Source organism: Natrarchaeobius versutus, from assembly GCF_041205745.1.
Classification (GTDB): domain Archaea; phylum Halobacteriota; class Halobacteria; order Halobacteriales; family Natrialbaceae; genus Natrarchaeobius; species Natrarchaeobius versutus.
Map to the genome: position 1 here is coordinate 134,697 of NZ_JBGFCC010000005.1, position 12,021 is coordinate 146,717.

8 protein-coding genes are annotated in these 12,021 nt (G+C 65.9%); 5 read left to right on the plus strand and 3 right to left on the minus strand.

Features of this window, described 5'->3' with window-relative positions:
* Positions 1–139: 139 nt before the first annotated feature.
* Positions 140–2,029, plus strand: a complete 1,890-nt coding sequence (locus tag AB7C87_RS12765) for a CocE/NonD family hydrolase (protein ID WP_369729856.1) — start codon at positions 140–142, stop codon at positions 2,027–2,029.
* Here AB7C87_RS12765 and AB7C87_RS12770 read toward each other — a convergent pair.
* A complete protein-coding gene (locus AB7C87_RS12770; protein ID WP_369729857.1) occupies positions 2,017–3,783 on the minus strand; it encodes a methyl-accepting chemotaxis protein in 1,767 nt (588 codons plus the stop codon). The genes AB7C87_RS12765 and AB7C87_RS12770 overlap by 13 nt on opposite strands.
* A gap of 222 nt (positions 3,784–4,005) precedes the next feature.
* Here AB7C87_RS12770 and AB7C87_RS12775 point away from each other — a divergent pair, with 222 nt between their 5' ends.
* Positions 4,006–5,241, plus strand: coding sequence for a Zn-dependent hydrolase (locus tag AB7C87_RS12775; RefSeq protein WP_369729858.1), 1,236 nt, complete (start codon positions 4,006–4,008; stop codon positions 5,239–5,241).
* Between the two features lie 68 nt (positions 5,242–5,309).
* Here AB7C87_RS12775 and AB7C87_RS12780 read toward each other — a convergent pair whose 3' ends face one another.
* On the minus strand, positions 5,310–6,692 hold the full coding sequence (locus AB7C87_RS12780) for a dihydroorotase (RefSeq protein ID WP_369729859.1): 1,383 nt from the start codon (positions 6,690–6,692) through the stop codon (positions 5,310–5,312).
* A 186-nt stretch (positions 6,693–6,878) separates the two neighbouring features.
* On the opposite strand from AB7C87_RS12780, the gene AB7C87_RS12785 reads away from it, so the two are divergent.
* The 3 genes from AB7C87_RS12785 (at position 6,879) to AB7C87_RS12795 (ending at position 10,819) form a co-directional block, all read left to right on the plus strand.
* Positions 6,879–8,222 carry an aminotransferase family protein gene (locus AB7C87_RS12785; RefSeq protein WP_369729860.1) on the plus strand — a complete coding sequence of 448 codons (1,344 nt, stop codon included), beginning with the start codon at positions 6,879–6,881 and terminating at the stop codon, positions 8,220–8,222.
* Positions 8,219–10,072, plus strand: coding sequence for an aldehyde ferredoxin oxidoreductase family protein (locus tag AB7C87_RS12790; RefSeq protein ID WP_369729861.1), 1,854 nt, complete (start codon positions 8,219–8,221; stop codon positions 10,070–10,072). The genes AB7C87_RS12785 and AB7C87_RS12790 overlap by 4 nt, the downstream gene beginning before the upstream one ends.
* A 213-nt stretch (positions 10,073–10,285) precedes the next feature.
* Positions 10,286–10,819, plus strand: coding sequence for an OsmC-related (seleno)protein (locus AB7C87_RS12795; RefSeq protein WP_369729862.1), 534 nt, complete (start codon positions 10,286–10,288; stop codon positions 10,817–10,819).
* 36 nt (positions 10,820–10,855) lie between these two features.
* Here AB7C87_RS12795 and AB7C87_RS12800 read toward each other — a convergent pair whose 3' ends face one another.
* The gene (locus AB7C87_RS12800) at positions 10,856–12,019 is read right to left on the minus strand and encodes an MFS transporter (RefSeq protein WP_369729863.1); all 1,164 of its coding nucleotides are present in this window, start codon (positions 12,017–12,019) and stop codon (positions 10,856–10,858) included.
* Positions 12,020–12,021: the final 2 nt, after the last annotated feature.

Genomic DNA, 12,021 nt, shown 5'->3' on the forward strand with positions numbered 1-12,021 from the left:
CGGCACCGGCCAGGGGGTAACTGGAGGACTCGACCTGAACTGAGGACCGAAAACGGGGGACGAAACGACACCCGATGGACCGAACGCGAAGCCGCGAGGGGGAATAAACTATTACAGTTCGACTACGACGATACGTTCGATGGTCTCTCAGCCCGAGTACGCGGTAGCGGCCGAACTGAACGTGATGGTCGAGACCCGCGACGGTGTCGAACTGGCAACTGACGTGTATCGTCCGGCGGACCCCGACACCGGCGAACCGATCGAAGAGCCAAAACCAGCCCTGCTCGATCGGACGCCGTACGGCAAACGCGGACGGATGGAACGACACGGCGAGTGGTATGCGAAACGAGGGTACGTCGTCGCGATCCAGGACTGTCGCGGGCGCTTCGACAGCGGCGGCGACTACTACATCTTCGTCAACGAACCCGAGGACGGCTACGACACCGTCGAGTGGCTCGCCGAGCAAGAGTACTGTGACGGCCAGGTCGCCACGTTCGGCACCTCCTACGGGGCGTGGGTCCAATCCGCGCTCGCGACGCAGGATCCACCCCACCTCGAGGCGATGTTCGTCAACCAGGGCGCCGCGAACGGTCGAAAGGCAACGTTTCGTCACAACGGGACGTTCGAGCTTCGCTGGCTGTGCTGGGCGCTCACGCTCGGTGGCGGGTTCGCAAAGCGAGCACTCGAAGATTCCGATATTCAACAGCGCCTCGCGAACGTCGACGTCGCCGACCTCCTCGAGGACGGCCCCATCCATCGAGGCGAGTCGCCCCTTCGGCACATCCCCGACTACGAGGCGTGGACGTTCGACATCATGACCCAGGGGTCGGCGAGCGACGACCTCTGGCAGGAACCCGGCGTCAACTTCGAGGCGTACTACGAGGAGTCGGCGGACGTACCGACCGTCTACGCCGGCGCGTGGTATGACTCCTACACGAAGGCGACCTGTGACAACTTCGAGGCGCTGGCCGAACGCAAAGAGAGCGATCACTACCTGTTGATGGGGCCGTGGACCCACGGCTGGAACACCTACCCGCTCCCCTCGTGGAACAAATCCTACTCCGGCGAACTCGAGTTCGGCGAGGAGGCGCTCAGAGACTACCAGGAGACGCGGCTTCGCTTTTTCGATCACTACCTCAAAGGGGAGGATAGCTGGAGCGATCAGCCGACCGTCGAGTACTTCCAGATGGGGACCGGCGACGCCTCGCGGCGTCGCGACGGTCGGCTGTTCCACGGCGGCGAGTGGCGCTCGGGTGAGGAGTGGCCGCTTCCGGACACGGACGCCACGAGCTACTACGTCCACGGGGACGGGCGTCTCTCGACGGAGAAACCGACCGTCGACGACGCGTCGACGACCTATACGTTCGATCCGCGTGATCCCGTCCCGACGATCGGCGGCAACTGCTCGTCGTACATCACCTACGAACAGCGCGAGGAGAACATCCTCGAGTATCCGCTCTCCGAGCGCAAGATGGTGGATCTCACGGGTCGTGGCGGATTCGACCAGCGAACCCGGCCCGACACGCTCGGTGCCGACGCGCCGTATGGACCTCTCGAGGAGCGAAACGACGTGCTCGTCTACCGGACCGAACCGCTCGAGGAGGACCTCGAGATTGCGGGCCCCATCCGGGTTCGCGTCTACGGCTCGACCGACGGCCCCGATACTGACTTTACGGCGAAACTGATCGACGAGCACCCACCGAGCGAGGAGTTCCCGAACGGAGCGGCGATCAACCTCTGTGACTCGGTCTGTCGCGGGCGTTACCGTGGCTACCGCGACGAACCCGACCTGCTCGAGCCCGGCGAAGTCTACGAGTTCGAGATGGAGCCGTATCCGACCGCGAACGTGTTCAAAGCGGGCCACCGCATCCGCCTCGACATCTCCTCGTCGAACTATCCGCGCTACGACGTCAACCACAACACCGGCGGGCCGCTGTACGGCGACCGCGAGTATCGCACCGCGAGGAACACCGTTCACCACGACGCCGAGTTCGCGACACACGTCGAACTGCCCGTTCAGCCCCGCTGATAGCCGCGTCTCCCGCTTTCCGCCGTCTCGAGTTCGAACTCGGCGAGGGTCGCTTCCATCTCCGCGGCCATGCCGTCGACCGTCTCGGAGACGTCGACGACGCGCTCGACCGTGTCGACCTGCCGGTCGATGCTGGTCGAAACCGTCGCCATCTGCGTTTCGATCTCGTCACTGCGCTTCGAGAGGTCGCGAACGATCTGCTCGACGGTCTCGGTGGTCGTGGCCTGTTCGCTCGCCGCCTGCGAGATCGTTCGGATCTCGTCGTCGGTTTTCCCGACCGCCGTCTCGATCTCCTCGATGTGGTCGACGACCCCGTCGACGGCGTCAGCACCGGTTTCGACCGTTCGATTGCTTCGCTCGATCGCGGCTGTCGTCTCTTCGATCCCGGATCGGAGGTCGTCGAGATCGTCGGCGATCTCCGCGACCGACGCTTTGGAATCGTCCGCGAGACTCTTGATCTCGTCCGCAACGACGCCGAAGCCGTCGCCGGAGCCGTCGGCGTGGGCGGCCTGAATGTTGGCGTTCAACGCGAGCAGGTTGGTCTGATCGGCGATATCCGCGATCAGGTCGGCCATCTCGCCGATCGCGTCCATGCGCTGTTCGAGCCCGCGGACGTGCTCGACGTTGTCCTCGGAGGCCGCCATCGCCTCACGGATCCGCTCGAGGGCCGTTTCGGCGTCCTCGACGCCCTCTTGCGTTCGGTTTCGCGCCGTCGCGGCGTGTTCTTCGATGCGCGTTGCGTTCCGGGAAATTTGTTCGACGGCGGTCGCGAGGGTGGCGACGTTCTCCTCGGCGACGGTCGCCTGTTCGGCCTGTTCGCTCGCCATGTCGTCGACGGCGTCGCTGGCGTCGCCGATCTCGGCGGTCGCGGTCGTCGTCTCCTCGCCCGCGTCGACGAGGTCGTCGCTGATCTCGGCCAGCCGTTCGGCGGTGTGTCGCGCATCGACCAGCGCGTCGTTGACGTCTTCGACTGCCGCACCCAGATCCGCGGCCATCCGCGAGAAACGGTCGTACGCCTCTCGCATCTCCTCGTGGTCGGCGTCGGGTTCGGGAATCTCGGGTTCGACGGTGAAATCGCCCCGACTGAGTCGATCCGTCCACTGTTCGAAGGCCGCGATCACCTCGTTTTGGTACGCCCGGTACTCCTCTAAGGTGTCCTGTCGATCGAGTGCCGCCACGCGCTCGGAGACGTCACGGTTGATCTCGATCGCGCCGGCGAGTTCACCCGCCGCGTCGAACAGCGGGAAGAACGTTCTGCTGACGTGGACGGTTTCGTCGTCCACCTCGACGACGCCCTCGAGGTTCTGAATCGCCTCGCCGGTGTCGAGCACCTCGCGCATGACGGAGTTGTCCGCTTCGTCGTACTCGAAGAGGTTCGTCCCGATCAGTTCGCCGGGAACGCGACCGAACAGGTCGCGACACTCTCGGTTCGAGTGTGTGAAGTTCCCCTCGGCGTCGACGACGAAAATGGGGTCCGTGGAGCCCCGCAGGTAGCTGACGACGATCGATTCGGCGGTAGCGTCCCCGAACGGGGCGCTCTCGGCCGGTCGTTCGACGTCACCGACGGGATCCAACAGCCCGTTGTCGACGGCGTCCCAGTCGGCGGCGTCGACCGTCGTAGCGGAGTTTTCGGTCCCTTCGGACGGAGTGAGCCCGGATGAATCACCGCTTTCGACGGACGCTGAATCGGTCTCGGGGTCGTTCTCGTCCGCCGGGTCCGCACTCCCGAACACGGACAGCATCGAGTAGCGCATACGTATTACGAACTGTTAATCACCATAACTCTATTCGCCGGTAATTATTCGAACAGTTCTCCGGGGTCGACCGCGAAAAATTGGGTTTCCTCCTGGCGAGTCGTTCGTACGAACGTACCTCCCCGTATTCAGCGAGACGGCCCACCGCCTGTCGTCACCGCCGTGGCGCCGAGACGAGACGGCCGAGACAACACTTATGGGTCGTCTGTCCGAGGGTATCGCATGACACTGTCGATCGAGCGAGAGCGGTTCGTCGAGACGATGCGCGAGCAAGCCGAGATCGGCGGGACCGACGACGGCGGGCTCCACCGACTCGCGCTCTCCGACGAGGACAGGGAAATTCGCGACTGGTTTCGCGCCCAACTGAAAGACCTCGGCCTCGAGGTTCGAATCGACGAGTTCGGAAACACGTTCGGACGCCGTGAGGGATCCGACCCCGACGCGGATCCCATCCTCGTGGGCTCACACCTCGATTCCCAGCCCTACGGCGGCATTTACGACGGCGCGCTCGGCGTGATCGCCCCCCTCGAGTTACTCCGAACGCTCGAGGAAGAGGGAATCGAAACCAGTCACCCGATCGAGATCGTTAACTGGACCAACGAAGAGGGGTCGCGCTTCCAGCCCGCGATGCAGGGAAGTGGCGTCTGGATCGACGAACTCGACCTCGAGACCGAGTACGCAAAGACCGACGAGGACGGCGTGACGGTCCGCGAGGAACTCGAGCGGATCGGCTATCTGGGCGACGAGCCCGCCGAACCCGGCGAGTACGAGGCGTACTTCGAACTCCACGTCGAGCAGGGGCCGTACCTCGAACTCGAGGGCGTCGACGTCGGCGTCGTCACGGGAGTCGTCGGCTTCTACTGGGGTGCGACGACGTTCTACGGCGAGGCCGACCACTCGGGGCCGACGCCGATGCACTACCGATCCGACGCGCTGGTCGCCGCGGCGGACGTGATCACGGGCGTCCGTCGAATCCCGGGCTCGCTCGGCGACCGAACGGTCGGCACGGTGGGGTACGTCGACGTCGAGCCGAACTCGATCAACATCGTCCCGGAGGAGGTGACGATCACCTGGGGCTTTCGCGATCCGTCCGACGAGATCGTCGACGAGGCCAAGAGCCGAGCACTGGCGGAAGTCGAGACCGCCGCCGAGCGCGAGGGCGTCAGCCACGAGTCCGAGAAACGCATGCGATCGGCGAGCGTCGACTTCGCCGACCGGTGTATCGGGGCGGTCCAGACGAGCGCCGACGATCTCGGCTACGACAGCATGCAACTCTACAGTGGCGCCGGCCACGACGCCGCCCACATGAGCAAGGTGATGGATACGAGCATGGTGTTCGCCGTCAGCGAGGACGGCAAGAGCCACACAGAAAAAGAGTACACGAGCTGGGACGACTGTTATGCGGCCGCGAACACGCTCGCGAACGCCGTCGTTCGGACCGCCGGCTACGACGAGTAAGCGCCAGGCGCTCGAGTCGACGGCCGACTCGGGATCGGTGTGCGTATCGAAAGGGTGAGAAGGATCGTTCAGAACGCCCAGTCAGTCGACTCGCGTTCGACGAACTCGCCGTGGCCGTCGTCTGCGACGATCTCGCCGTCGTCGGCGACGAGTTCGCCGCGGACGAACGTCTGTGTGACGCGTCCGGTCACCTCGCGGCCCTCGTAGATCGAGAAGTCGGCGACAGAGGCGTTGTCCTCGGCGGTGATCGTGTACGTCTCGTCCGGGTCGAAGATCACGATGTCGGCGTCGGTTCCCGGATCGAGCGTTCCCTTCCCCGGCAGGCCGAAGATCCGCGCGGGATTGTACGAGAGCGCGCGGACCAAGAACGGATAGGAAAAGCCACGCTGGTTGATCGCCTCGTCGTGGAAGACGGGCAGGTTCGTCTGGAGTGCATTCGCGCCGAACTTGCTCTCCCACCAGTTGTCGACCGCCTTGCTCTCTTTCGTGTAGCCACAGTGGTCGGTCGAGACCACGTCGAGCGTCCCGGCCGCCAAGTGCTCGAACATCGCCTCGATGTCGTCGGGTTTCCGGATCGGTGGCGCGATCATCGGGAGGTTCCCGAGTTCCTCGAAGATCGTATCGTCGAGGGTCGTGTAGTGGGTACAGGTTTCAGCGCGGAGCATCTCCGGACCGTACTCCTCGCGGTAGTCTGCGAGCACCTCGGCGGACTTGCGACAGGACGTGTGGATGCCGTAGTACCGACAGCCGGCTTCCATCGCCATCCGCGCGGCGGCGTCGGCCGCGATCGCCTCTGCATAGTCCGGTCGTGATTTCGGATACCACTCCGGATCGCCCTTCCCCTCCGCCTGGAAGCGCTCCGTCCGTTCGTCACAGATCGTCGCCTCCTCGGTGTGCAACACGGCGAACGCGTCCAGATCTGCGAGCGCGTCGAAGACGCGATCCATAAAGCCGTTCTCGAGGCCGAACTCGTAGGCGGTAAAGAGCTTGATCGACGGCACGCCTTCCTCGACGACGGCCTCGAGTTCCTCGAAGACGGCGGGGTCCTGACGGGTGATCGCGCCGTGTAAGCCGTAGTCGACGACGGCGTCCTCGGCTTTCGCTCGCTTGCGGTCGATCCCCTCGAGCAACGTTCCCGGCTCTTCCCAGTCGGTCATCTCGCCGACCCAGGCCTGCCAGGCGAAGTCGATGTACGTCGTCGTTCCGCCGAGAGCCGCCGCCTTGGTCGCCGTCTCGTACGTGTCGAACGAGAACATGTCGTCGATGTGGACGTGGGGGTCGATCACGCCGGGCATGACGATCGAGCCGGTCGCGTCGATCGTCCGATCGGCCTCCGGCATCGACTCTCGGTCGCCGACGGCGACGATTCGCTCGCCGTCGATCGCGACGTCCGCTTCGAACGTGTCCGTCGGGGTGACGACTACCCCTCCCCGAATGACTGTCTCTACCATACGGCGACAACGAAACAGGGGCCGATAAAGCTTCGTCCTCCCGAACCGGACTGCCGTTTTCGATCGAAAGCGGTCGTCCGAACACGGTCGGCGTCGGCTCGAGGGGTCTCGAGACGCGTTCGGAGTTGAATGGTTGTCACGACGGACCAAATCTTGATTAGCTCCGGTGCATAGTGAGACACAGTAATGGGTGACGAGACCGGATCGGAGGCGGGGTTAAACGGGATCGAGCGACTCGATAAGGAGCACGTGTTCGGAACGTGGTCCTTCCAAAACGAGGTCCGACCGCGACAGGTCGTCGGCGCCGAGGGGAACCGATTCGAGACGGCCGACGGTGAGGAGTTTCTCGACTTCTCCGGACAGTTGATGTGTTCGAACCTGGGCCACTCCGCGGACCGCGTCGCCGACGCGATCGCAGAACAGGCACGGGAGGGCGCCTACTTCGCGCCCGGATACACGACGGAGGCGCGCGCAAGACTCGGCGAAAAACTCGCCGACGTGACGCCGGGCGAACTCACGAAGACGTTCTTCTCGACGAGCGGCACCGAGGCCGTCGAGGCCGCGATCAAGATCGCCCGGATGTACACGGGTAAACACAAGATCGTCTCCCGGTACCGGTCGTACCACGGCGCGACGTACGGCTCGATCAGCGTCACCGGCGATCCACGCCGACTCGAGGCCGAGCCCGGCATCCCTGGCGCGATCAAAGCACCGGATCCCTACGCCTACGGCTCGACGCTCGATCCGATGGAGAGTCTCGAGTACATCGACGAGATGCTCGAACTCGAAGGCGACACCGTGGCCGCGGTGCTCGTCGAGCCGGTGGTCGGCTCGAACGGGATCCTCGTCCCGCCTGACGAGTATCTCCCCCGGTTGAAAGAGATCGCTCACGACCACGACGCCTTGCTCATCTGTGACGAGGTCATGTCCGGGTTCGGCCGGACCGGCGAGTGGTTCGCCTCCGACCTCTTCGACGTGACGCCCGACATCATGACGATGGCGAAGGGGCTCTCTGGCGCGTACGCACCGCTTGGCGGGACGATCGTCACCGACGAGGTCGCCGCTCACTTCGAGGACGAGATGTTCTGTCACGGCCACACCTACGCCGGCCACCCGGTCGCGTGTGCGGCCGGCCTGGCGGCGATCGAGACCTACGAGGAAGAAAATCTGATCGACCGCGCCGCCGACGTCGGCGACTACCTCGGTGACCGACTCGAGGAACTGGGCACTACCCACCCGAGCGTGGGTGACGTCCGCGGCGTCGGGCTGTTCCGGGGAATCGAGCTGACGAAGCGGGCCGACGAGCGCGCCCCGTTCGGCGAGCGCGAGGACAAGATCTCCCAGGGAACGACGGTCGTCGACGAGGTGGCCGCTCGAGCAGGCGAGCGCGGGGTCTACGTCGCGAACATGATCAACACGCTGATCGTCGCGCCGCCGCTGACGATCACCGAGGACGAAATCGACGAGGCGGTCGACGCGCTCGACGACGCGTTGGCTCACGCGGACGACGCCATGGAGGTCCGAGCGTGAGCGAGCTTCCACCCGTCTACGGCGGCGAGATCCTCCACGTCGACCTCGAGTCGGGCGAGAGCGAGCGCGAGGCGATCGATCCCGACGACGCGCGGGCGCTACTCGGTGGAAACGGCTTCGCGGCGACACAGGTTCGCGAGCACGTCCCGACCGACGCGGACGCGTTCGATCAGGAGAACGTCGTCGTCTTCGCCGTCGGGCCGATGAACGCGACGCCGTTCCAGAGTACGAGTCGCGGCGTCGTCGGCTTCGTCAGCCCGATGACGAACGGCTTCTTCGACAGCACGTTCGGCGGCACGTTCCCCCGCGCCCAGAAGACGACGGGGTTCGAAGCGATCGTCCTCCACGGCGAGGCGCCCGACCTCTCCACCGTGGTCGTCGACGAGGAGGGCGCGACGGTCGCGGCGGCCGACGAACTGACTGGACTCGACACGTACGAGACCTGTGAGGCGGTCCGCGAACGCGAGGAGGACGACGGCGAGGACGACGTTCACGTGATCGCGGCCGGCCCCGCCGGCGAGAACCTGATTCGGTACGCGTGTCTGGTCCACCGGGGACGCGACCGGGAGGGCGTCGCCGGGCGCGGCGGGAGCGGAGCCGTCCTCGGCGCGAAGAACGTCAAGGCCGTCGCGATCCGGGAAGGCTCGTTCGAGCCCGAGGTCGCCGACGAGTCGGCGTTTCGCGAACTCACGGCGAGCCGAATGGGGCCGTTGATGCAAGAGACCCAGATGCTCACCGACTACGGTACCAGCGGCCTCGTCAACCCGATCAACGAGATGGGGAAACTCGGCATGCGAAACAACCAGTACGAGCACGCCGACGACGAGTTCGCGGAGGCGGTAAGCGGCGAGACGCTGGAATCGGAGTACGTCAGCGAGGACACGACCTGTGCCAACTGTGCGGTCCGGTGTGGGAAACACGTCACCGTCCAATCCGAGGGGATCACCGAAGCGAAGATTCCGGAGTTCGAGAGCCTCTTTGCCACCGCGACGATGCAGGAGGTCGACGACATCAAGCGCGTGATGAAGGCGAACGATCTCTGTGACCGCCTCGGGATGGACACGATCAGTTGGGGCGTCACCGTCGCCTTCGCCCGCGAGTGCGCTGAGCGGGGAGTTCTGGACGAGGATTCCCCGCACCTCGAGTTCGGCGACGCCGACGGACTGGTCGAACTCGCCCGGCAGACGGCCGCCCGCGAGGGCATCGGCGATCGGCTCGCGGAGGGGTCGTTCCGACTCGCGGAGTCACTCGAGGACGAGTCGGAGCGCTATCTCCACGGTGCGAAGGGCCTCGAGTTCGCCGCGCACTCGCCTCGCGGGCTCAAGGGGATGAGCATCGGCTACGCGACGTCGACCCGCGGCGGCTCTCACCACGACACGCGGCCGACGCTCCAGTACAGCGGGGAGCACGACGAGACGACCGAGGGAACGGCCGAGTTCGCGGCTCGCTCCCAGCACTTCACCGCACTGGGGGACTCGCTAACCCAGTGTCGGTTCGTCAGCGAGGGCGGCTGGGGCAAGCGGATCGACGACCGATACCGCGACGCCTTGGAGGCGGCGACCGGCTGGGAGCTCGACACCGAGGACGTCGAGGAGATCGGCGAGCGGATCTACACCCTCGAGCGGGCGATCAACGTCGAACGCGGGATCGCGAGCCGCAAGACGGACACGCTTCCCCATCGCGTCATGCACGAGCCGATTCCCGACGGCCCGGCCGCCGGCATGCACTGTCCGCCGGAGGAACTCGATGCGATGCTCTCGGAGTACTACGCGTTCAGGGGCTGGGACGAGGACGGAACGCCGACGACCGAGACGCTCGAGCGACTCGATCTGGACGAACTCGCGGGGTGACAGTCCCGCGGGTCCGGGCGAAGCTGTTCGGAACCTTCCGTTCCCGACCGGCCCAGCGAGCGGTCGGCCAGGATCACGGATCGGGACGCGGCGATCGCCGACGCACCGGAGACGGTTCCACTCGAGGCGGACGAGCTGAGTCTCACGCCGCGGATCACCGGTAAGTGATCGGAGCGACGCTACTTACGCTTGGAGCCCATCTCGTCGAGTGCTATGACGATCGACTGGGACTTACAGGAGGCCGTGTGGGACGAATTCGAGACGCTTGAGGGTGCAGACCGGGTGCCCGTCGGACAGAACGAAGTCGAGGCCGAACTGGTCGAGAACTTCCACGGACGGGTGGAAGCTCGCAAGTTCACGTTCGAGTCCGACGAACCCGCCACGATGGCCGGCGGAGAGAATCGGGGTCCGCGCCCCCTCGAGTACTTCCTCGCAGGCTTCGCGCTCTGCCAGCAGGTCATCTACGCGAAGAACGCGCTCGCGACGGGCATCGAGATCGAGTCGCTCTCGCTCGAGGCCAACGGCGAGGTCGATCCGCGGGGTGTTCTCGGAATCGGCGACGCGCCGCCGGGGTTCGTCGACGACGAGATCACGTACACGACCCGGATCGAGAGCCCGGCGACCAGAGACGAAGTCGCCCAACTCGTCGAACTCGCCGAGCGCCACTGCCCGGCCCACGCATCACTCCGGACGCCGACGAGCTTCGACCGGCAGATCCTCTGTAACGGCGAACGACTCTCCATCTGAGCGCCGGTTCCGCTCGAGGCCGGCGGGGAGCCGGTATCAGCGGCCGATCGCCCACGCCCACAGGAGCCAGATCACGCCGACCGTCAGCCCCATCGCCCCGAAGCCGGCGGCGTAACTCCCCGTGGCGGCCAGCAGCCAGCCGACGAGCCACGGATACGCGAGCGCGCCGCCGTTGCCGACGAGCAACATGCCCGAGAGCGTCACGCCCGGATCGTCCGTCAGTTCGGAGAACGCGAGGCTGAACAGCGGACCGAAGGGGATCCCGAAGCCGAAGCCGGTCAGCACGAGCCCGGCGGCGATCCCGCCGGCCGAGTCGGTACCGATCGCCCACGCCAGTCCGGCGAGGACGACCGCGAGTCCGAGCAACGTCCCCGCAACGGTCGCCCGCTCGCCGTAGGCTCGCGACAGCCAGCCGCCGAGACCGCGTCCGAGGACCGTCGCCAGGGCGAATCCGACGAGTACCGCGGTCGCTGGAAGCGACGAACCGGCGAGCACCTCGGCGTACCACGTCGATGCGACCATCAGAAAGCCGAACGTCGCCATGTTGGCGAGTCCGAGGGCGAGGCCGGCCGGCGAGGTGAACGGCTCGAGATACGATCGAAGCGTGGTCCCGCCGGCATCCGTCAACGACGAGAGTCGACCCGTCAACACGCCGCCGGCGAGCGCGACCACCGCGGCGGCGGCCGCGGGAATCGCCGGGCCGACGGCGGGGACGGCGACCGGACCGACCGCCAACCCGACGGCCAGCCCGAGAGTAAATAGCGCGCCGAGCATCCCCTGGGCGGTGGCGGTGTCGGCGCCGCTCGTGCGCAATCCGACGTACTTCATCCCGGCGACGAACGCCGTTCCCTGCCCCAGTCCCAGGACGAGCCGAGAGACGTACGTCACCTCGAGCGTAACGATCGCGCCGAGAGCGATGCCGACGCCGGCGACGATCAGTCCGACGGCGGCGACGCGCTCGACTGATGCACGTCGGGTCAACCGCTCGGCCGGAACGACCGCGAGGAACTGGCCGAGCAAGAACAGCGTCATGCCAAAGCCCGCGGCGTCCGGCGAGACGCCGCGGGCGATGAGTACGGAGACGTACGCGCCGTAACCGCCGACGGCGAGTCCGAGGCCGAACAGTCCGGCACCGATCGCGCCGATCGCGACCCACGGAAGCGATCGCTTCTCGCTCGAGGCCGCCGTCGACGTATCCATCG